The organism is Arenibacter palladensis (assembly GCF_900129275.1).
In the GTDB taxonomy this organism is placed as follows: domain Bacteria; phylum Bacteroidota; class Bacteroidia; order Flavobacteriales; family Flavobacteriaceae; genus Arenibacter; species Arenibacter palladensis.
The window spans coordinates 25,700-46,475 of sequence record NZ_FQUX01000012.1; the positions used below are offsets into that span (position 1 = coordinate 25,700).

At 40.0% G+C, this 20,776-nt stretch carries 21 protein-coding genes; 4 read left to right on the forward strand and 17 right to left on the reverse strand.

Going from position 1 to position 20,776, the window contains the following annotated elements; all coding sequences use genetic code 11:
• Positions 1-10: 10 nt before the first annotated feature.
• The 3 genes from BUA60_RS21310 to rlmB all read left to right on the forward strand — a co-directional run bounded on the left by BUA60_RS21310 (position 11) and on the right by rlmB (position 3,313).
• On the forward strand, positions 11-931 hold the full coding sequence (locus tag BUA60_RS21310; protein ID WP_072865366.1) for a hypothetical protein: 921 nt from the start codon (positions 11-13) through the stop codon (positions 929-931).
• A gap of 116 nt (positions 932-1,047) precedes the next feature.
• Positions 1,048-2,511, forward strand: a complete 1,464-nt coding sequence (locus BUA60_RS21315; RefSeq protein WP_084532719.1) for an aryl-sulfate sulfotransferase — start codon at positions 1,048-1,050, stop codon at positions 2,509-2,511.
• Between the two features lie 61 nt (positions 2,512-2,572).
• A complete protein-coding gene (gene rlmB / locus BUA60_RS21320) occupies positions 2,573-3,313 on the forward strand; it encodes a 23S rRNA (guanosine(2251)-2'-O)-methyltransferase RlmB (protein ID WP_072865371.1) in 741 nt (246 codons plus the stop codon).
• 106 nt (positions 3,314-3,419) lie between these two features.
• Here rlmB and BUA60_RS21325 read toward each other — a convergent pair whose 3' ends face one another.
• On the reverse strand, positions 3,420-4,160 hold the full coding sequence (locus BUA60_RS21325; RefSeq protein ID WP_072865373.1) for a rhomboid family intramembrane serine protease: 741 nt from the start codon (positions 4,158-4,160) through the stop codon (positions 3,420-3,422).
• Positions 4,161-4,442: 282 nt separating this feature from the next.
• Positions 4,443-4,667, reverse strand: a complete 225-nt coding sequence (locus BUA60_RS23335) for an endonuclease domain-containing protein (RefSeq protein ID WP_245802603.1) — start codon at positions 4,665-4,667, stop codon at positions 4,443-4,445.
• A 512-nt stretch (positions 4,668-5,179) separates the two neighbouring features.
• Here BUA60_RS23335 and BUA60_RS21335 point away from each other — a divergent pair.
• Positions 5,180-6,457 (forward strand): replication-associated recombination protein A, encoded by a 1,278-nt coding sequence (locus BUA60_RS21335; RefSeq protein WP_072865375.1) that lies wholly within the window; start codon positions 5,180-5,182, stop codon positions 6,455-6,457.
• Positions 6,458-6,482: 25 nt separating this feature from the next.
• Here the strand turns inward: BUA60_RS21335 and BUA60_RS21340 are convergent, their stop codons facing one another.
• From BUA60_RS21340 to metF, 15 genes are all read right to left on the reverse strand, one after another.
• Entirely contained in the window at positions 6,483-7,442 is a 960-nt protein-coding gene (locus BUA60_RS21340) for a hypothetical protein (RefSeq protein ID WP_143153254.1), read from the reverse strand.
• A 232-nt stretch (positions 7,443-7,674) separates the two neighbouring features.
• On the reverse strand, positions 7,675-9,111 hold the full coding sequence (locus BUA60_RS21345) for a DUF5723 family protein (protein ID WP_072865379.1): 1,437 nt from the start codon (positions 9,109-9,111) through the stop codon (positions 7,675-7,677).
• Positions 9,108-9,650, reverse strand: coding sequence for a hypothetical protein (locus BUA60_RS21350; RefSeq protein ID WP_072865381.1), 543 nt, complete (start codon positions 9,648-9,650; stop codon positions 9,108-9,110). Before BUA60_RS21350 ends, BUA60_RS21345 begins: the two co-directional genes overlap by 4 nt.
• A 63-nt stretch (positions 9,651-9,713) precedes the next feature.
• Complete coding sequence (locus BUA60_RS21355; protein WP_072865383.1) at positions 9,714-10,403, reverse strand: YjjG family noncanonical pyrimidine nucleotidase; 690 nt, start codon at positions 10,401-10,403, stop codon at positions 9,714-9,716.
• Positions 10,396-11,691 carry a polysaccharide deacetylase family protein gene (locus tag BUA60_RS21360; RefSeq protein WP_072865385.1) on the reverse strand — a complete coding sequence of 432 codons (1,296 nt, stop codon included), beginning with the start codon at positions 11,689-11,691 and terminating at the stop codon, positions 10,396-10,398. Before BUA60_RS21360 ends, BUA60_RS21355 begins: the two co-directional genes overlap by 8 nt.
• Positions 11,692-11,779: 88 nt before the next feature.
• Complete coding sequence (gene radC, locus BUA60_RS21365; RefSeq protein ID WP_072865387.1) at positions 11,780-12,478, reverse strand: RadC family protein; 699 nt, start codon at positions 12,476-12,478, stop codon at positions 11,780-11,782.
• A gap of 152 nt (positions 12,479-12,630) precedes the next feature.
• On the reverse strand, positions 12,631-13,968 hold the full coding sequence (locus tag BUA60_RS21370; RefSeq protein ID WP_072865389.1) for a Gfo/Idh/MocA family protein: 1,338 nt from the start codon (positions 13,966-13,968) through the stop codon (positions 12,631-12,633).
• 54 nt (positions 13,969-14,022) lie between these two features.
• Positions 14,023-14,817 carry a 3-keto-disaccharide hydrolase gene (locus BUA60_RS21375; RefSeq protein WP_072865390.1) on the reverse strand — a complete coding sequence of 265 codons (795 nt, stop codon included), beginning with the start codon at positions 14,815-14,817 and terminating at the stop codon, positions 14,023-14,025.
• An 80-nt stretch (positions 14,818-14,897) separates the two neighbouring features.
• Positions 14,898-15,395, reverse strand: coding sequence for a VOC family protein (locus tag BUA60_RS21380; protein WP_072865392.1), 498 nt, complete (start codon positions 15,393-15,395; stop codon positions 14,898-14,900).
• Positions 15,396-15,473: 78 nt separating this feature from the next.
• Positions 15,474-15,839 carry a hypothetical protein gene (locus BUA60_RS21385; protein ID WP_072865394.1) on the reverse strand — a complete coding sequence of 122 codons (366 nt, stop codon included), beginning with the start codon at positions 15,837-15,839 and terminating at the stop codon, positions 15,474-15,476.
• A gap of 37 nt (positions 15,840-15,876) precedes the next feature.
• Positions 15,877-16,341, reverse strand: coding sequence for a hypothetical protein (locus BUA60_RS21390; RefSeq protein WP_072865396.1), 465 nt, complete (start codon positions 16,339-16,341; stop codon positions 15,877-15,879).
• Between the two features lie 122 nt (positions 16,342-16,463).
• Complete coding sequence (locus tag BUA60_RS21395; protein WP_072865398.1) at positions 16,464-17,552, reverse strand: serine hydrolase domain-containing protein; 1,089 nt, start codon at positions 17,550-17,552, stop codon at positions 16,464-16,466.
• Positions 17,553-17,620: 68 nt separating this feature from the next.
• Positions 17,621-18,430, reverse strand: a complete 810-nt coding sequence (locus BUA60_RS21400; protein ID WP_084532720.1) for a head GIN domain-containing protein — start codon at positions 18,428-18,430, stop codon at positions 17,621-17,623.
• A 44-nt stretch (positions 18,431-18,474) separates the two neighbouring features.
• Positions 18,475-19,572 carry an acyloxyacyl hydrolase gene (locus tag BUA60_RS21405; RefSeq protein WP_072865400.1) on the reverse strand — a complete coding sequence of 366 codons (1,098 nt, stop codon included), beginning with the start codon at positions 19,570-19,572 and terminating at the stop codon, positions 18,475-18,477.
• 112 nt (positions 19,573-19,684) lie between these two features.
• Entirely contained in the window at positions 19,685-20,638 is a 954-nt protein-coding gene (gene metF / locus BUA60_RS21410) for a methylenetetrahydrofolate reductase [NAD(P)H] (RefSeq protein ID WP_072865402.1), read from the reverse strand.
• Positions 20,639-20,776: the final 138 nt, after the last annotated feature.

Genomic DNA, 20,776 nt, shown 5'->3' on the forward strand with positions numbered 1-20,776 from the left:
AATTCATAACATGAAAAACATATATATATTAAGCCTTTTTTTAGCCCTATTTGTGCTAAATACGTCTTGTGATGATGACGGGGGCACTTCGGCAATCAATACGACCAATGGTGCCCTACCCGATTTTAAAATGGTAGCTGGAAGCCCTGATTTTATTGATCTTACAGGAATAACTAATCTAAACCTACAGTTCACAGTTGGTGTAGGTGTAGGAGAACCTACATCCTTTGACCTAAAGGCGTACTACCTTACTGTAGATGGTGATTTGTACGGACCAATTACCTTGGATGCCGGTGTTACCGAATATCCTAAGGAGTATTCAATTACTGGGACCCAAATAATAGGTGCCTTTTCAGAATTAAATAGTGCTGCTGATATACAAGTAGGAGATGTCCTTAAATTTTTTACATCCTATACGTTTGAAGATGGCTCCAAACTTGAAGTTCTTAATAGTAAAGGAGAACCAAATTATTATGCTGCAGATTTCAACGCTTATCCCAATTTTACTGTTAAATTGGATTATGTCGTGTCCTGTCTATCAGATTTGGGAGGAACCCATACATACGTTACCACCAATCTTCAAGCAGCTAACAGTCCTACAGCCTGTCCTACAGGAGAAGTTACAGGCTCAGTTACTTGGACCGACCAGGGTGGAGGCAATTACCTCACTTCCGACCTAGGTTTTGGCCAATACGAATCATCATGCTGGAACGATGGCCCAGCCACAAGTGGTGGAGCCACTTTTAGCGAGGTTTGTGGTGAAATCATTTCCGGAGGCCTCGACCAATATGGTCTAGAATACATCTGGGTAATTACGGATGTAACCGGTCCTGAGTTAACCATGACATGGACTAATGACTATGGAGATTCTGGCACAGTTGTAATTACTAGGGAAGGCGGATTGGATTGGCCGCAATTATTTACCAGGTAACTCAGTATTAAATTAAAAAGCGGCCACTAAGGCCGCTTTTTTTTATTTCATTCCTATTGTCTAAATAATTGATCTGTAAAGAATTAATATTTTTATTAAAAACAAAATTTTCACTAATGTCAAAGTTTATTGGCTCCATACTTATTTCTTTGTTTTTCTTGTTTATAATGGGATGTTCCAATGAAGGACCAACTAACACCAATACTCCAGAACCAGATCCTGTCACAGCTATAGACACTATTAAAATTCCAAACAATAACACTCTAGGAACTATTAAATACAGCTCTGAAGTTTACGCTGGATACACCTTATTCACTATCCACAAGGACACCTATTTAATAAACAACTGCGGGCAAATTATTAATCATTGGATCAGCGATTATGATAGAGGTGGGGCTTATTATTTACTAGAGGACGGTTCTTTGCTTAGAGCAGGGAAATACGACAATCCAAATATCACCTATGGCGGGTTGGGCGGAATAATAGAAAAATTTGATTGGAATGGAGACAAAACGTGGCAATATATCTACTCTACCTCCCTATATAGCCAACACCACGGACTTTACCCCATGGAAAATGGCAATATCCTATTATTGGCCGCGACAAGGAAAACATATGAAGAGGCTATTGCAGCAGGCCGGGACCCACAATATATAATCGAAGGTGAATTATATAATGAACAGATTATAGAAATAGAACCTCAAGGTAATAACGGCGGGAATATTATTTGGGAATGGAATGCTTGGGATCATTTAATACAAGACCTTGATAGCACCAAAGAAAACTTTGGCAATATCTCATTAAATCCTCAATTGATCAATATTAATTTTTTAGGGATTTCGACGGGAGAAAAAGATTGGCTTCATTTTAACTCCTTACAATTTAACGAGTCTTTGGATCAAATTATATTAAGTTCACAAAAATTGAATGAAATATATATAATAGACCATTCTACCTCAAAAGAAGAAGCCGCTACAAACAATGGAGGAAGGATGGGCAAAGGAGGAGATATTTTATATAGATGGGGGAATCCCATAGCCTACAATCAAGGTTCGGAAATGAACCAAATATTGTTTGGACAGCACAATGCACAATGGATTGACAAAGGCCTTAAAGATCAAGATAAAATTATATTATTCAATAACGGTACCGGTAGAAACCCCAATCATTCGTCTATTGATATCATTACACCACCCGTTGATTCTTTTGGAAATTACATCTATGATGAAGAATCCTCTTTTGGACCACTACAGCCTGAATGGTCTTATAAAGCACCCAATAAAGGGGATTTCTTTTCCAAAATATTATCCAGTGTACAAAGGTTACCTAACGGCAACACTTTGATTTGTGAGGGAACCAAAGGTAAATTTTTTGAGATTAATCCCAACAATGAAATTGTATGGGAATACATTAACCCGGAAACAAATTCGGGCGAGATATTACATCAAGGCGAAGAACCCATCAGCAATGTATTTATGGCTCTTAAATACAGTGAGAATTTCCCTGGATTTTCAAATAAAAATATTGCTCCGGGCGATCCTATAGAGCTTAATTTTAATATTGGAAACTGTAGTCAATAGATTTTCTAATTACAAAAACAAAAAGACATTGTAGGATGTCCTTTTTTTCTACCTTTACCCCATGAAGAACACCGAACAAATTTATGGCATCAGAGCCGTAATAGAAGCCATAAAATCCAATGAACCAATAGACAAGGTTTTTATACAGAAAGGATTAAAGGGAGATCTGTCCAAGGATATGGAAACACTGATCCGCAAAAACGGTATTACCGCTTCCTATGTGCCTATTGAAAAATTAAACCGACTTACCAAGAATAACCATCAGGGCGTTGTAGCCAATATATCCCCAATCACCTTTTTAACCGTTGAAGAATTGGTTGAAAAAACATTGGAGACCAAGACAACACCCCTTTTCCTATTATTGGACCAGCTCTCGGATGTACGGAATTTTGGAGCCATCATAAGAACGGCCGAGTGTACAGGAGTAGACGGAATCATAATTCAGAAAAAAGGAGCTGCCCCGGTTACTGCAGACACCATTAAGACCTCTGCCGGAGCCGCTTTTAGAGTGCCTATTGCCAAAATAGACCACATAAAGGATGCCGTTTATTATCTACAGGCTTCAGGTATAAAGGTTATTGCCGCCACTGAAAAAACCGAGAACACCATATATGAAGTTTCCTTTAAGGAGCCTTGCGCCATAATCATGGGATCGGAAGATGTCGGCATCTCCCCTTCCATTCTAAAGGCTGCGGACCATATGGCAAAGCTTCCCTTGTTAGGAGAGATAGGATCCCTCAATGTCTCGGTAGCTTGTGGAGTTTTCCTTTACGAAGCGGTAAGGCAGCGACAAGAGTTGTAGAAAAAACCCATCATCACATAACAGCTTTAAGAGTTATTCCAAATTCCAAAGGGACTGAACCCTAAAACGTTCAATTCCATTCTTGGCTGGAATTACTCTGCCTAGTCTATTGATCTTCCTTCCCTTCTCCAGAATCTTTTTTGAAATGATATTTTATTATGATATCCCCATCCTCTATTGGAGGCCTGCTCTCAATAAAATTTCCGTGTTCATCAAAATGTTTAAGAAATTCATCCTCTTCTTCATTATAGTCCTCCTTCTCCCAATCATATTTTTTCAATTTGGGTAGTGGGGCCTTTATGGCAAAGGCCAAAAATATACCTGTGAGAAATCCACCCAAATGACCTTCCCAAGAAATACCATCCTCGACAGGGAAAATATACCACAGTAAACTACCGTAGATAAAAACCACCATCAAGGATAAGGCAACCAAGCGGTAATGCTTGGATAAAATTCCTTTAAAAAAAATAAAACTCACCAGTACATAAATCAATCCACTGACTCCAATATGATAGGATGGCCTTCCTATGAGCCAGGTTATAGCACCAGATAAAAGGATACCCCACAACAACACTTTAATGGCTATATTCCTATAGAAATAAGCAAGGGATGCCGTAAGTATGGCAATCGGAATGGTATTATTATATAGGTGCTCTACGGACGAATGTATAAACGGACTAAAGACAATTCCCCTTAATCCCTCCAAAGTTCTAGGATAAACACCAAAATCGTTAAAATTGACCTGAAACCGAATTTCAAACCAATAAACGGTCCAGATAGAGAGTACCGCCAACAATGGAAATACCACTACTGAATTGGAAAATTTAAAATAGTTGCTCTCTGTCATATCCGAAATATAAAACTTAATTCAATGGCCTTGTTAATCCTACTTAAGGCATAAAGTCACTTTTCTGCTTCTATGCCACGAGAATTACCTAAAGCTGCTTTCAGCTCCCCTCTTGAGAGGGGCCAGGGGTGTGTTCTTCGAAATTAGCAATATACCATTCTATTGCTCTAATCACATTGTCGGTACCTTTTAACACTTGTTCATCTGAAAATCTAAGCATATAGATTCCTAACATATTCATAACCCCTTCTTTCTTTACATCTTTATCGAAGACTTAATAATTTAATGGGAATAACCATCGACCTCAATGCCCAGCATCAATTCATGGCAAAAGAAATCTATTATATAATTGTCTATTAGTTTTTGGCGATGAAAATCCAATCCATACATCTGTTTCCCTATAAGTCTTTGCCAAAGGAAAATTTCAGCTTTGGTGGCATTATTCCTAAGCTGTCTTGCCAACTGTTTAAGCTCGGGATTATAGGGTATAATCTTTCTTTTTAACATTTGCTTTTGTTTTTTACACACCCCTAACCCCTCTCAAGAGGGGAATTTATTTGATTCTACATTTATCATTTTCTAAAATCAATGGACTTTGGCACTTAATTAGAACTTTGCAAAAACACCAAACACCCAATACCAGAATTTTACAATAATAAGCACCACTTGACCCTCACCAAAAACCTAAAATTACTTTTCCACACCCCCTTCAAGAAAAGAACTTATTGGTTATTACATTTCAAAACTTTTAAACCAGGAGAACATTTTGTAAGAATTCAAGATAAATAACACCAAGCCTTTACAAAATTTAACCTCATTTATCCAACACAAAATACTTAATGCTTCATTCACTTCACCTTTTGAAACGATTTTTTTTGACCCTACGTTCTAAACATTATTGTATTTAATATCATGTAACCTCTGTGCATTAACTGAATTACAAAACTTAATTCAATATTCTGGCCAAGAATCCATTTTCGGATAAATTGTCATCCCTTTAAATGTCTTATTTTTGTTCTATGAACGAGCCACTAGCAGAAAGGGTACGTCCCAAAACTTTAGAGGATTATATAAGCCAAAATCATTTGGTGGGAGAAAATGGGTCATTGACCCATCAAATAAAAAAAGGAATCCTACCATCATTGATACTGTGGGGGCCTCCAGGAACAGGAAAAACCACCTTGGCCAATATTATTGCCCAAGAAAGTGGCCGTCCTTTCTATACCTTGAGTGCTATTAGCAGTGGCGTAAAGGATGTACGGGAAGTTATAGAAAAGGCCAAGCAAAGCGGAGGCTTGTTCACGACCAAAAACCCTATTCTTTTTATTGATGAAATCCATCGCTTTAGCAAATCGCAGCAGGATTCCCTGTTGGGGGCCGTGGAAAAAGGATGGGTCACCCTAATAGGTGCCACCACGGAAAACCCCAGCTTCGAGGTAATTCCCGCGCTACTTTCCCGCTGTCAGGTTTATATACTAAATCCCTTTGGAAAAGAAGATCTTGAAGCCATGCTCCACAGGGCAATGACAGAGGACAAGTTTTTAAAAACCAAAAAAATAAAACTCAAGGAAACCGAAGCGCTACTGCGTCTCTCTGGGGGTGATGGAAGAAAATTGTTAAACATCTTCGAGCTTATCATCAATTCGGAAGAAACGGATACCGTGACCATTACGGACGATCTGGTATTGAGCAAAATTCAGAAGAACACAGTTCTTTATGATAAAACTGGTGAGCAACATTACGACATTATCTCCGCTTTTATAAAATCGATAAGAGGAAGCGACCCCAATGCGGCGGTATATTGGTTGGCCAGGATGATCGAAGGCGGAGAGGATGTGAAGTTTATTGCCAGGCGCCTAATTATTCTAGCCTCCGAAGACATTGGCAATGCCAACCCTACGGCCCTGGTAATGGCGAATACTACTTTTCAGGCCGTTACTACCATAGGATATCCCGAAGCTAGGATCATATTGAGTCAGTGCGTTATCTATTTGGCCACCTCAGCAAAGAGCAATGCCAGTTATATGGCCATAAACAAAGCCCAGCAAACCGTAAAACAAACAGGGGACCTATCCGTACCCTTGGCACTGCGGAACGCCCCTACCAAACTAATGAAAGACCTAGGTTACGGGGAAGATTATAAATATGCCCATGACTACGAAAATAATTTTGTAGCCGAAGAATTTATGCCTAAAGAAGTAGCAAAAACCAGTTTTTACCGTCCGGGCAATAATCAACGGGAAAATGCCATCAAAGATTTCCTGAAGAAACGGTGGAAAGATAAATATAACTTCTAATTAAGCAAGAAATATCTAAGTTGATTTAGAATTTAATATTCAATTCCTGACCCATTAATTTGTCGCCTTCATAATACTCAAAATACCACTTGTCGCCTTTTTTCAAAACCGCACCACTATGCACATCCCCTTCGGCAATATAGAAATTGGCCTGGGAGGTGGCGTACATCCTCAATGTTATTTTAGGTGTGCTGTCTACCAATTGAAAACCGTTTGCAATGGCCTGTGCATATAACACCCCAGAATCATCTGTCTTGTAATCCACATCCGGTAATGCCACGGTAGGCATATTCTCTGCCTTGGTAATATTGGACTGAACCGGTTCCATGCTCTTGTAGGATTGCTCCTCCAAGGTGGCCTTTTGTTGTATTACATTCTGCCGATTGGATTCGATTTTATCTTCAGCCAAATCTCCAAATCTTATGTCTTTATCTTTTTCTTGGGGTTTATTTTCAACTATATCTTCGAAACTTATGTCTTTGTCCTTTTCAGCTGCTTTTTCCAATCGTTTAACGTCATTTTTAAAGCTTACGGTCACCTCAGCGGTATCCCCGCTAGGTTCATATTTGTACCCTATCCCTGACAAAGATTTAAAACATTCCTTTATTGCCTCGGAATAAGCGGATTTGTAGTCCTTCTCTTTGCTACTACCTTCTACGGTAGTGTAGACCACATTGGACTGACAATCCTTAAGGGTCAGGGTTACCTTCGTAGTAAACATGGACGAGTCATCCTTAAGATTCAAAAGCAGACCAAGACATCTGTTGGCTAACAGATCCGCAGGCATATCATTGTCATAAACTGCTGTAAAGCCATTTTCGACAAGATTATATTTGATCATTGTACTGGTCTGATACTGATTTTCATTTTTAAAGGTTTCAAATTTGGTTGGGACTATAATGTACTTGTATTTGTTTAATTCCGCTTGTGACATGCCCAAAAAGCCACACATTAAAATAAGGGGTAAAAAAAGGTTTTTCATCATTTCAAATTTCATTGTTAATCTCGATAATGTCGCCCGGTGCTCCTTGAACTTTATCCACAAAAAAAAGGTACCACCATCCTTTTGTGATCCATTCACGGGCATAAATTTTCAGACATAAATAATAATGGGAGCAAAAACCAAACCAATATGGCTTTTAGACATTAAAAGCTCAAATTTACTCCCTACAAAGGAACATTTAAATATCTTGATGTTGGTTGCAATAGTTCCAATATTATTTCTTCCCCCAAGATATAATATTTAATCCTAATTGAAAAGAGGAGTAGTGACTATCCGCCAGGTTCCTATAGGCCAATAGGTTGTCCGCCATAACATAAAAATTTAACGGGCCGGCCTGTAGATTAAGTCCTAGGCCAATATTGCTCCAGGAGAACTTATCTACGGTATAGGTTGTTTTAAGCGCCAATGCCCTTCCAAATCTTCGTAAATAAAAGGCGGTAAGTGCAGCTTGTGGCCCTCTGGGCCTATTAATCATATACAATTGACCACCCACACCATTGGCGTATTTGGTGTAGTCCTTCCGTTTGGACACTATATAGTTACAGTCGCAATCCATACTAGGATTAGAGGGTTCTCCCCAATTATAACGTAAGGAACCATACAATTTGGTAGGCCTAAAATAAATATAACTCTTATCATTGGTGCCGTGCGGGACCAATGCATCCACCTCATCCACCAAATCTTGCCAAAAATCGGCATTGGAGTTTGAAAATGCATCCGGCAGAATAACTTCTATTCCTTCCACGGTGGCATTGCCCTTTATGGTATAGTTCTTAACGTCGGTGGAACTATAAACGAAGCCCAAATCCAACAAACTTCCGGTTATTACGGTTTGTTTGTTAAGTTTATAAGTAAATCCCAGGTCGATACCAAATCCCAGATCTCCCCCAAAAAAGAGTCTTCTGGTTAATATTCCAGGCAAAAGGGAAGTATCATTATCCAAGGCATCCTCAATCTCATTAAGTCCGGAGGACCTTAATTCCAGGTCGGCATCCAAGGTATTGGCCAAGAGGTTGTTTTGCCCCTCATTGGTTACAAAATATCCTTTGTTTTTGGTAGATGAAAAATTGAAGGCACTGGAGTAAATTTTTGCTCTTCCGCCAATCGTCAGGGCTCCATCCACTCTTTTATTCAATCCGAAATGAAACACATTGAGCATTTCCCCACGTGTTTTTAAATGTTCGAGATCAAATTTTCTTCCCAATTGATTGGCATTGCCCTCAAAAGCCAAGATGGCATAATCCTTAAACCAATAGCCGATGGCATCACCTTCATTGTAAATCCCGAAAGAGTAGAAATTATCCCGATTACGGCCGCGAAAACCACCATTCAATAATTCCACCTGATAAGTACCGCTAAGCTCATCGCGGGTACTCATACCATATATGGCCAGTTCCCTGACCTTGACATTAAAGTCCACTCCGTCGTCCGCAAACAGATCGTTTACAGTAAGCCCACTACTCCCTGCCTGAAATGAAATTCCAGACAACACGGGAATTCCGGCATACCATTGAAAATCTGTGGACATTCCTGGATTAACCATTAACGCTTGGGGAATCTCTGTAAAATCGTACAGTATTTGTTTGTTCTGGGCAGTAATAAAGAAACAGCCCAGCAACCAGGATAATAAGACGAGTTTAACTTGTCTCATTTTAAACGAAGTCTGAATTGTCCACTGGACCTAAAAATAATTTTAGGGTCCGGGAGATTGGATACACTACTATTATCGCCTAAATTTCGAACACTGACCTTAATACTTGAAGTGTTTTTTATGATTTCTATGCTGCGTCCGGTTCCAATTCCATAGGCCACCTGTAACTGCACTAGGGGCGTCGGAGCCGGATCTATATGAAAATATTGGGTGTCCAGGGTATTCCCACCTTCATCCAAAAATTCAACCGTGGCCTCCATTTCCTTACTGGTAGTATTCTCAATTTCATAAAATACAAAGCCATCCAAAACCCGATCCGAGAAAGCATCTACGCTAAAACCGTCAAAATTAAAATCTTGGGAATAAAAATCCTGTCCGGGAATTTCATTTAGCAGTCTTTCAGGCGATTCTATATACAATATACTGGCCTCTACTGTAGGGATAATTTCCAAATCCTCATATTGGTCGAAGTTTTGCCTTTCTATACAGGAATATAGTGCAAGCAAAATAATGCAGGGAAACAAAAATCTATTTTTCATACCAAACCTTACAAGAACAACTACTGGTACCGTGTTGTTATAGTGTTACTACAAATTATAACTCTATAAATAAGATTTTATTTCACTCAAATCGTGAATCATGTCGCAATATTCGTGCTTTGGTTCATTATTGGCGTTGAAATGAAGGGTATGCAGCCCTACAGACCTTGCCCCCAAAATATCTGCCTCCAAACTATCTCCGATCATGAGGGATTTATGGGGCTGCACTTTGGCCTTTTCGAGTGCCAACCTAAAGATAATTGGGTTTGGCTTTTTAACACCCGCCATTTCGGAATTAATTATATGCTCAAAATAATTATGAATATTGGAACTGCGTAATTTCTTATGTTGTATTTCCTGAAAACCATTGGTGATGATATGTAATTTATAATGGGGCTTCAAATAGTCCAAAACCTCCGTTGTATTGGGAAAAAGGTGGTTGTAGGAAGACAAATACTCAATATATTGATCGGATAGAACATCTATTAATTCATTGGATATGGAATATCCAAGCTTATCAAAGGTAATTTTCAATCTTTGGAACCGGAGTTCACTTTTGGATATTTTCCCTTCCCTATAAAGCTTCCAAAACTCAAAATTTATGGGAATATATACCTTTAAAAAATCGTTGAGCTCTACACTGACGGAGTTCTCCGCGAGAATTCTTTGAAATGTAAGGGCAGAGTTTTTTTCAAAATCCCATAGGGTATGATCCAGATCAAAAAAAACATCCGTAACAAGGTTCTTAAACATTTACACGCTTTAAAATACTACTATATAATTTCTTCCAATTCAATTTACTTTCGCCCCCAATTAATTCATTTGAAAAAACGGTTATAAATTTCCCGTTTACCTTCTTAGTTTCCAAATAAAGCCTTTCCACAGCAGAAAATGCCTCCGTCCTATTCCTGTATTTCAATAAACCATAATCATGCACCGCAAAAGGGTGTATCTTAATAGGTTGCTGAACTTCCAAGGGGATATCGTAAAAATAAAAAGGGGTACAGGTACCTGCCCTAAATCCAATTTCATGGGTATACCCCATGGTATAATCGTCCGTAAAACCGGCCTCGATCAAATTCCTATATGTTTCGGGAATGTCCACCCTGTTATAGCGCATACGGGAACTACTCACAGGTCTATTGATTACATTGGCAAGATTTTTTTTCTCTTCCTTAAGCAAGGCTATATCATTAAAGGAGCTATAGGAACAGGACAAAGAAACCTTGTCATAGTCCGCTACAGATTTGATTAGGTGCTTAAATTTGTTATTGTTGGGGGATACGTTCTTGTCATAAGTGGAATATTCCGCGAACTGAAAAAAGAACATGCCCTTTACCTTATTGTTCCTGTGCAATTCTATTAGCTCAAAAAAATTGTCATAGGGATCTTTCTTTAAATTGAACCATACCGAAACCCTATCAAAAACCCTACGTATCTTAAGGGAGGCCAGATCATAAAAAAATCCTGACATACCACGGACAAAGCCTCTATATGCAAAACAATGGGAGCTGGAAACATCTATGATAGAGGCATAATTATAATGCCTTGGCTTGTGTTTAAGATCCTTGAATTTTTCCTTTAGCGCGGACAATAACTTTTGTGCCCAAATGTCCACTAATGGCTTTTCCAGAAAATCATTTTGAAAAGCCAAACTGTCCTTGGGTGAAAATCTACCGTGCATGTCCTTAACGTGGGGCAAATACTCTTCATACCTACTCAACATATAAAAACTAGCGGAAAAAATATCGAAAGGGAGATTGCTTCTATCGCCAGCCGCAAAAAAACAAGGTGTACCCTGCCAATCGGCTAGATAGATCTGTATGTCGTTAATTCCCTGTTCAAACAACAGGTCGTTGCTCCGTACAAAAAATTCATTCTGTAAAGGTTGTTTGGTGTAGGTTATCTTTGGCCCGGTATGTTTAATAAAATCCTCAACTTTAGTGGTGTAGGTGACCTCTATTCCCAAAATAGTAGTAAATATATGCCGCATAATATAACTGAAGCGATGTGTAATTTTATGGGTATAGATGAGCAACATAACTATTTACTTAGTACTATTAAAAAAGACATGTATTTTTTTTGATTTCGGAAGTCTCTGTACAAGACCATAGTTAACAAGCCCCATTTTAAAGGATATTTTCATCTGCAAAACTAAAGTATTCTTTTTGTGTGATGATGATATGGTCCAAAACTTTTATATCCAGAGCTTCCGATGCCACTTTTAGTTTTTTTGTAATTTGTTTATCTGCCTCACTTGGTTTTAAAGTACCTGAAGGGTGGTTATGGGCCAAAATCAATCCTACCGCACCTAATTCCAAAGCTTGTTTCAATACCAAGCGAACATCTACCAATGTTCCGGTAATACCTCCCTTGCTAAGTTGCCCCGCCTGCAGCACTGCGTTGGAATTATTCAGAAAAACTATCCAAAATTCCTCATGGGGCAGTTCTCCCATTTTAGGCTGCAAAAGTTCAAAGACATTTTTACTGCTAATGATTTTCGTTATTTTCTGAGCCTCTTCTCCCCTACGTCTCCTTCCTATTTCCAGAGCGGCAGCGATGGAAACCGCTTTTGCCTCCCCTATGCCCTTGAATTGCATTAGTTGTTTAATGGACAATTTTCCCAATTCGTTCAGATTGTTGTTCGCAGAGGCCAATATGCGTTTCGCAAGCTCCACCGCACTTTCATTGCGACTTCCCGAGCCAATTAATATAGCTATCAGCTCCGCATCGGAAAGAACGGATTTTCCTTTTTGCACCAATTTCTCACGAGGCTTATCATCATCGGACCAATTTTTAATAGAGAAAGAAGATGGCTTTTGTTGCATAACCTAAAGATAAGAATCTTATGGTTTTATCATAATTACAAAACCAAATATTACCAATACGGAAAACATAAATTCATCCATAAAAAAAGCCCATGGCCATTCCTATAAAAAATGGCCTATGGGCTTTTATGATTTATGTATTGAAAACTGTTTTAGAAATCCCTGTACGGTGCATCCAGGAACTTATTGGCCTCAGGTTCCGAAAACCTAGCAGTGGCATTATCCCAATGCAATGTTTTATTTGGAAAACGACCGGCAATAACCCCTAACAAAATCGTTTCGGTAAGTCGAGCCGAATATTCAAAGGGAGCCGAGGTTTCGGCTTTTCCCAAACAGGCATCCACAAACTGATGATAGTGTTTATTTCCTTCGGAATCGTAGTCCCTGACCGGTTCCCCAATAGCCTCTTGATCCTTAATAATGGACAGATCCAGTTCCTGATATTTACCATCTACAATAAGTCTGGGCAATTCCATAAAATGTGGCAATAAAAGTCTTCCTTTTTCACCTACAAACATTGCTCCTTGTCCAGGTAGTTTCTCATTGTTAGGCAACTTTAGGTCTTTATGCTTCTCAGGAGCCCCTTTACCATCGTACCAGATCCACTTTAAGGTATCGGCCGTATATTCGGTTCCGGGAAAGGTATAGGTAACGGTGTTTTTCTCAGGAAATCCAAACCCTGTAGGTTTTCTACATTGGTTCTTTATGGTCATGGGAACGTCCAATTTAAGTGCGTTATACGGGGTATCAAAAATATGCACACCCATATCGCCCAAAGTACCACAACCGTAGTCCAATAATTTTCTCCAATTGGCCGGATGGTAATACCCCTCCTTGTATGGCCTTTCGGCAGAAGTCCCCAACCAAAGATTCCAATCCAAATTTTCGGGTACCGGATCAGATCCTTCCGGCTCAGGACCATCAAACCCCCAGTTCTTGGGAGACCATGCCCTAACCGTACTTACCTTCCCTATAATTCCGGATTGGATCAATAAGGTGGCCAATTTGTAATCGTAGAAAGAATGAACCTGGATTCCCATTTGCGTCACCAAGTTTTTTTCTTTTGCCATTTTACGCATCGCTCTAGCTTCTACCACGTGATGGGTAAGTGGTTTTTGACAATATACCGGTTTATCGAACTCCATGGCCATCATGGAAGCAGGCGCATGGGTATGGTCCGGGGTGGAGACTATAACCGCATCTATATCGTTTTTCATTTCTTTTAGCATCACCCTGTAATCCTTATAGACTACAGCGTTGGGGTGCAATTTCTTGGCCCCGGCCAATGCCTTGGAGTCTACATCGCAAAGTGCTACCACGTCCACCAATTCATGCGAAGATATGGAAGCCAGATCGGCCCCTCCCATATTACTAACGCCGATATGGGCAGTCCTTAAACGTCCATTTTTGGACAACGCCCAAACGGAGGATGGCAGAAGAGCCGTTAAACCCAAAGCTGCGGTACTTTTTAAAAAGTCTCTTTTTTTCATAAGTAAGTTTTTTTATTGTTTTTAACGGTCAAACCAAACCGATAGAATTAAGTTCTATAATTTTCTAATTTTTATATTTCTAAACCAAATGGCACTTGAGTGATCCTGAAAACCGATATACCCAGACTTGAACTTGCCATAATATTCCTCATCCTTCCATTTCCCAGAATTCTTTTTTTCATACCAATCCTCGGACCAGGGCACAAAAGACAATACTTTTTTCCCATTGAGCCAGTGCTCTACTTGCTCTGGTGTAAATACTATTTTGGAAGAATTCCACTCTCCAACAGGATTCAATATTTTTTGTTCGGGATCGGCCACATGCATGGCATAATCAGAGGCGGTTTGCTGTAAAGGTTGAAGTGCCGCAGGATTTTCAGTATGTCCAAGGCTAAGGTTGTATGCCGTAAGATCATGAATCTTTGCATAATTTTCATCATCTATCAACTGGTATTCGGGGGAAATATTTGGCGGCCCGGCATTAGGTATACCTTCTTTTAGATGGTAAAAAATCCCACTATTGCCCCCTTCGGGCAATTTCCATTCCACGTACAACTCAAAATTATCAAACTCTTCCAAACCATAGATTATATCCTTTCCTCCGGTATAATCCTGCTCCAGCCCCAATTCGGTATCAAATGTCAATACGCTGTCCTTAACGACCCAGCCCGGAGGCAGGGAGTCCCCATTATATGCTCTCCAACCGTTGGTGGTTACGCCATCGAACAAGTATATCCAGTTTTCGCTTTCTGCGGCAGTTTCAGCTTTAGCTTCGGGTTTGGTGTCGGTTTTAGTTTTGCAGGAAGATAGTACCAATGCAACGGAAAAAAAGGCAATTAGTAGTTTCATGTATTTATTATATCAGGAGAATTTATAAGGTCATGAAGATAAAAAAAAATTACAAGAGACCTAGGATAGTGCTGTGTAATTTAAACCGTTTCCAACTCCTGCAACAAATTCTCCATATCCAATGGCTTAGTAAACATGGTCAAGGATCCGTCCGGCCCATAGGTCCAAAGACTTTTTGGGCGGTCCCAATAAAGTTCCACCCCATTTTTGTCGGGGTCGTCCAAATAAATAGCTTCCGAAACCCCATGGTCACTGGCCCCGGTCAATGGATATTCTTCTTTAAGCAAGCGCAGGTATATTTTTGCAAGATCTTTTCTAGTAGGATATACTATTGCAGTATGGAACAAACCCACACTATTGGGAGATGCAGGAGACAGGCCTTTGCTATGCCAGGTATTTAAACCAATATGATGGTGGTACCCGCCAGCGGAAATAAAGGCGGCCTGACTACCATACATTGTGGTCACTTCAAAGCCCAATAGATTACAATAGAAATCCAAGGACCGTTCCAAGTCTGCTACCTTTAAATGTACATGCCCTATTCGGGCCTGTGCTGGAATAGTATATTTATTGTCCATTAGAGGAGTACATTAGACGTAAAAATCAATTTTTAAATGCAGCCCAGCAATTTAGTTCATAAACGACGGCGGATATGATCAATATTTATAAATTCTTGCGGCGTAGGCTTTAGTGGTATCAATTGGATAAATAGTCATGGGATAATTACCAGAAGGCCTAACAACGGGCATTTCTACCGTCTTTTTCTCTGAAATAATTCCAGTAGACCTCTGATGGTCCATAAAACCACTGAGCGCATCCTTAAAATTGAAGTCAAAAACAATAGAATCCTTTATCCCAATTCCCTTTTTTCCAAATGCGTTGGCCTCATGCTTGCTCCAATCCTTTTCCCGTAGATCGTTATTGGCATTTTCATCTAGGGACGGTATGGCGCGTTGTTGGGCATTGAGACTTCTACTACCTATAAAGAATACTACCAAACATAAAAAGATGAAATATTTCATTGTATATTTTTTGTGGGCATAACACAAGTGAAATTCTTTAAAACTCTTCGCAATGAATACCCTTTTCCAATTGTTTCCTTAAGGCGGTTACCATACTTTTTAATTCCTCGGGTTCCTTGCCGTACTCAAATGTCACCTTGTATTTCTTGCCGGAAAAATTTTCAATCTCCAACCACTCTGCCCCTTCATCTGCACAATCCGGACATCCCAAGATTTCGGGCAGGGAATTAAATTCATTTAAATCTACTGTTTTTTTTAGAGAGTCCCAACTCAATTCGGTCAATTTTTCTGTACATGTAATAGGTTCTACCTGATTATTCCAACCCGAACGGGAATAGGTTACTGTACCCGACTTTAACAGCATCTCGTTCTTACAATAGCCCACGCACATTCCAAAGGATGTGCCATAACCCAACTGTTTGATATCTGAAGGATTTACCTCATTTTTTTCGCAGGAAAGCAATATCCCAAACATCAATAATAGAAATGCACCTTTGTTCATCTGTATACTTGTGTTAAAAATTAAGCTTGTTCCAAGGAATTCCCTTTGAAGACACACAACTCACTAAAATACTGAAATTAAGATGTTTATATTGTTATTTGGTTGCGTGGCCTGGTTTATAATCAAGTAGGGGTATTACTATTTACATCCCTAAGAAAAACAGATATCACTTCCTCCAAGCTATCCAATACCCCAGGGTTGGTGCAATTCATTAAGATAGAGAAGACCATATCCTGCTTGGGATACACATAGAATACGGCATATCCCCCTACCCCATTGCCTACATGGCCATAATAGGTCCTCCCCAACTTATCCTGGGTAACCTGCCAACCTAGACCATAGTAGGTAGGAGTACCATTAATGATCCCAGAGGTGAGAAATTGGGACTGAATTGTATTCTCCCGAAACTTGGAATCCAAATATACCTGCCCAAAACGGGCAATATCCGAGGCAGTGGACAAATAGCCCCCTCCTGCCAATTTGTATGCATTGTTAACCGGAATTGCCTTCCTAAACCCCAATCTGCCCTTAGAATAAAAGGTGCTGCAGTTGGGGGGAAGATCCCCTGGAGCTTCAGGGAAGGTATTTTTTAACCCATAAGGCATTAATATCCTGTCCCGCACATAGTCCGCAAAAGGCACACCACTTACCTCCTGCATTGCCAACGATATCAACACCCAGTCAAAACTGGTATACTGAAATCCCTTCCCTGGTTCAAAAAGAAGGTCGTCATCCTGGAAAAGGGCAAGCGACCCCTTTATTCCCAAGGGCTTGTTCAAGCCATATTCCCCACCGCGATACCCTCTTATTCCAGCGGTATGTCCCGCCAATTGTCTCAATGTAAAATCGAACTCCTTTTGGGGAAAATAAGGAACATATTTATAAATGGAAGCGTCCAAATCCAAAAGCCCCTCCTCCACCATAGTAGCCAAAGCGGCGGCGGCAATAGGCTTGGACACACTTGCAATTCTAAAGATGGTATTCTGGGGGTCCACGGTGCTTTGCTGTTCCACGTCTGCAAATCCATAGCCTTTCTCAAAGTACACTTCATTATTTTTGCGAACGGTAATGGCCAGGCCCGGAACCCGCTGTTCATCTATAAGCTTTTGCAAGATTTGATCCGCTTGGATCTTGCCCAATAATTCCTTATCCCCACCAATGACCCGTTGGGAGGCAAATAAACTCTTTAGATATTTTATAATAGGATTCATCGGTCTAATAGTAAACTACTTTTAAGTTATGGGAAATAGAGATTGGACTGCGACCGTAGACTTTGGCGCTAATCAACAAAAATAAGTTCTCCTTTGTACAATTGCTCTACCTCCACTACGGCTGGTCTATTAAAACTAACCACATCTCCGGTGCCACGCAAAGTACCTTTAAGCGATTCCTGTGGACTTAAGCGCATATCGTTGGATCCCCTGTGGTTAAAGCTAATGTTTTCCGCAATTAGGGCCTCGGCCTCCAAACGGGAATCCCCTGAAGCAAAAACTATACTAAAATTAATAGTTTTGCCCCTTAAATTATAGAACGAAATTCCATTGGAAACAATGGTTAAACCTTGGGTGTCCAGCTCCAAATTGAACTCCCCACTGGTATACCCGGCGTCAGGGTCGTTGAAGCTCTCGGAAATTAAGGTTAGACTGGGATAGGCCAAAACGCCATCACTCAGTATATCCAGTCCTGTGCTGCTCCTGATCTCGGTAATATCCGGAGCTGTTACAAAAACCTTGGTGAGCCCGTATTTTCGTGTAAAATTGCAATCATTGGTATCGCGTAACAAAAGTCGGCCATCCACCACCTCCACCTCAACTTCATTACGCAAATTTTCTCCCGTTTCCACTTCTACCTTCAAAGGACTTCCCTGTCTTAGGGTCATTTCTACATTCTCATAGACCGTAATAGCGGTAAAATTGGGTACTTCCACGGTTTCCCTGATAATATCCCCAGCATTTTGAAAGCAATCGGGCGCATTTTCACTATTGCAATTCACCAGCGTTATCACAATAGCCAAGAACATGCCATACCTGGCAACAATCGTCGCAACGTTTCCCCACCCTAATCCTATCTTCAAAATAAAATAGTTCATCTTCTTATATCTTTTGAGCAGGCTATCTGCCCAATTAATTGGCCCTAAAGCCTTATTCCAACCCCAAATTCCACGGCTTCCGCCTTTGCACCATGCGATTTTAAAGTTATAGCACCGTATACCTTGTCCGAAAAATATCTCTTAAGTCCGATCCTATTATAGACCTTTCCTTCAAAATCGAAAGGATAGTACACATAATACCCTAACTGGGCAATAACCGACATTTTATTTATAAAAAGTTCATGGCCCAAAAACACTCCTACACGCTTGTAATCGTCATCCGGTTGCACCCCATATTCAGGGAATGCTACCGACTGGTAGCGTATAAGTTCCTTTAAAAAGTTGGAAAAATACACATCTGTACCCAACTGCAGCGCACTTCTTCTAGTAAAGCGCTTATCCGCATAGGCAGAAAAAATATAAAATGCATATTGTCCAGAATCCACCACATCACTCTCATTGATCCCTGACCTAAATGCGAGATTAAGTTTAATAGGCTCCGAAACCTTCAATTTTTCGGTTCTAATATATTCCATTTCCTCTCCTCCATCCAGATCATAGGTCAATCCCACATTTAAGGCCATGGTATTGGTAGAGGTGTTGGGCGCGGTAACGTTTGCATTGGAATAGTGTATTAGGGAAATCCCGGCCTTAAGTCCTAAGCCCTTAAATATATTCTCTTTGTTATAGTTCAACATCAAATAGGTAGAACTCAAAAAATGGGAACCATAGGCGTTGTTCCTAAAATTCTCGTTCTTGTCAAAAGGATTGGTGTTATAGGCTATACCCTGCCCCAGTCTAAATTGCAGGTTTCTTTTAAAAAAGTAAAAATTATAATGGGCATATAGTCCAAAATTCTCCCCCAAAGTACTGTTATTCATATTCTGATAAACGAACGAAAAACCAGTATCCGGATAATTGTAGAGCTGCTGCCATTCTTCATCGCCATAAGTCTTCCTGTTATACCCCAAAATAATACCACCTGGATGATTGGTAATCAAATGTGAAATATCGGGATTGTGCAAGAGCACCGAACCATAGTATTGGCTAACATCCAAGGTATACCTCTTGGTTTCTTTCCGGTTTTGTGAAAAGCAAAAAGCTGTCGAGAGACAGCCTATTAGTAATAGCTTTAGGTTCATGGGAAGCAAATGTAATGAAAAATTAAAAATAGGTTTTCTAAAACTTGACAATGCTAGGCTATACTTCCCTGAACCTTGTAATTAATTCACGAAAAATGGACCAAAGACCTGTTTAGAACAGCTCTTTGGCTATAGCTTCAATATTGTCGGATTTTCCCATGGAATAATAGTGCAGTACAGGAACCCCTGCCGCCTTAAGCTCCTTGGACTGCTGAATGGCCCACTCTATACCTACCTGACGTACATCGGCATTAGTGGAACAACCCTCAACAGCATCTATCAAATCCTGAGGCAAGTCTATTTTAAAGACCTGTGGCAACAATTGCAAATGCCGCTTTACAGCAATGGGCTTAATCCCAGGAATAATGGGTACATTAATACCCATTTTCTTTGCAGCCTCTACAAACTCGAAAAACTTCTGATTATCAAAAAACATTTGTGTCACTACATAATCCGCCCCGGCCTCAACCTTTTCCTGTAATCGTTTTAGGTCCGTAATCAAAGATGGTGCCTCCAAGTGTTTTTCAGGATACCCGGCAACGCCAATACAAAAATCAGCACTATGTACCGTCTCCACCTTGTCGTGTAAATAATTTCCTTGATTTAAGGCGTAAATCTGCTTCACCAACTCCGAAGCATAGGCATGTCCACCTTTGGTAGGATTAAAATACTGTTCCTCTTTCCGTGCATCGCCACGAAGCGCCATCACATTTTGGATGCCCAAATATTGACAATCTACCAACACATATTCGGTTTCCTCCTTGGTGAAACCACCACAAAGCACATGTGGCACGGTATCAACGCCGTACTTGTGTTGTATGGAGGCACAAATACCCACAGTTCCGGGTCTCATACGTGTCAATTTTTTATCCAACAACCCGTTCCTATCTATATACACATACTCTTCCCTAGAAGTGGTTACATCAATGAAGGGTGGCTTAAACTCCATTAAAGGATCAATATTATCATATAATTCCTGAATACTTCTTCCTTTGACCGGCGGTATGATCTCAAAAGAGAACAATGTCTTCCCTTCTGCTTTTTTAATGTGTTCCGTTACTTTCATAATTTCTCCCTCTATCCTCTTCCAAAGAAAAGGCCCATTAGCGATTATTTTATTTATTCCCCTAAACAAGGGATTTTTTAATTCTTATTTCCTATTCCATTATGGCAGCCCACAAACACTCCTTTCTGTCGGGTTTGT

What these genes read in the sequence shown, in the direction of transcription:
- BUA60_RS21370 (WP_072865389.1), bottom strand. Translation starts at nt 13,968, where the DNA reads ATGAAAAAAAGAGACTTTTTAAAAAGTACCGCAGCTTTGGGTTTAACG.
- BUA60_RS23335 (WP_245802603.1), bottom strand. Translation starts at nt 4,667, where the DNA reads ATGTTAAAAAGAAAGATTATACCCTATAATCCCGAGCTTAAACAGTTG.
- BUA60_RS21335 (WP_072865375.1), top strand. Translation starts at nt 5,180, where the DNA reads ATGAACGAGCCACTAGCAGAAAGGGTACGTCCCAAAACTTTAGAGGAT.
- rlmB (WP_072865371.1), top strand. Translation starts at nt 2,573, where the DNA reads ATGAAGAACACCGAACAAATTTATGGCATCAGAGCCGTAATAGAAGCC.
- BUA60_RS21360 (WP_072865385.1), bottom strand. Translation starts at nt 11,691, where the DNA reads ATGTTGCTCATCTATACCCATAAAATTACACATCGCTTCAGTTATATT.
- BUA60_RS21400 (WP_084532720.1), bottom strand. Translation starts at nt 18,430, where the DNA reads ATGAACTATTTTATTTTGAAGATAGGATTAGGGTGGGGAAACGTTGCG.
- BUA60_RS21380 (WP_072865392.1), bottom strand. Translation starts at nt 15,395, where the DNA reads ATGGACAATAAATATACTATTCCAGCACAGGCCCGAATAGGGCATGTA.
- BUA60_RS21340 (WP_143153254.1), bottom strand. Translation starts at nt 7,442, where the DNA reads ATGATGAAAAACCTTTTTTTACCCCTTATTTTAATGTGTGGCTTTTTG.
- BUA60_RS21385 (WP_072865394.1), bottom strand. Translation starts at nt 15,839, where the DNA reads ATGAAATATTTCATCTTTTTATGTTTGGTAGTATTCTTTATAGGTAGT.
- BUA60_RS21375 (WP_072865390.1), bottom strand. Translation starts at nt 14,817, where the DNA reads ATGAAACTACTAATTGCCTTTTTTTCCGTTGCATTGGTACTATCTTCC.
- BUA60_RS21390 (WP_072865396.1), bottom strand. Translation starts at nt 16,341, where the DNA reads ATGAACAAAGGTGCATTTCTATTATTGATGTTTGGGATATTGCTTTCC.
- metF (WP_072865402.1), bottom strand. Translation starts at nt 20,638, where the DNA reads ATGAAAGTAACGGAACACATTAAAAAAGCAGAAGGGAAGACATTGTTC.
- radC (WP_072865387.1), bottom strand. Translation starts at nt 12,478, where the DNA reads ATGCAACAAAAGCCATCTTCTTTCTCTATTAAAAATTGGTCCGATGAT.
- BUA60_RS21345 (WP_072865379.1), bottom strand. Translation starts at nt 9,111, where the DNA reads ATGAGACAAGTTAAACTCGTCTTATTATCCTGGTTGCTGGGCTGTTTC.
- BUA60_RS21310 (WP_072865366.1), top strand. Translation starts at nt 11, where the DNA reads ATGAAAAACATATATATATTAAGCCTTTTTTTAGCCCTATTTGTGCTA.
- BUA60_RS21315 (WP_084532719.1), top strand. Translation starts at nt 1,048, where the DNA reads ATGTCAAAGTTTATTGGCTCCATACTTATTTCTTTGTTTTTCTTGTTT.
- BUA60_RS21405 (WP_072865400.1), bottom strand. Translation starts at nt 19,572, where the DNA reads ATGAACCTAAAGCTATTACTAATAGGCTGTCTCTCGACAGCTTTTTGC.
- BUA60_RS21355 (WP_072865383.1), bottom strand. Translation starts at nt 10,403, where the DNA reads ATGTTTAAGAACCTTGTTACGGATGTTTTTTTTGATCTGGATCATACC.
- BUA60_RS21350 (WP_072865381.1), bottom strand. Translation starts at nt 9,650, where the DNA reads ATGAAAAATAGATTTTTGTTTCCCTGCATTATTTTGCTTGCACTATAT.
- BUA60_RS21395 (WP_072865398.1), bottom strand. Translation starts at nt 17,552, where the DNA reads ATGAATCCTATTATAAAATATCTAAAGAGTTTATTTGCCTCCCAACGG.
- BUA60_RS21325 (WP_072865373.1), bottom strand. Translation starts at nt 4,160, where the DNA reads ATGACAGAGAGCAACTATTTTAAATTTTCCAATTCAGTAGTGGTATTT.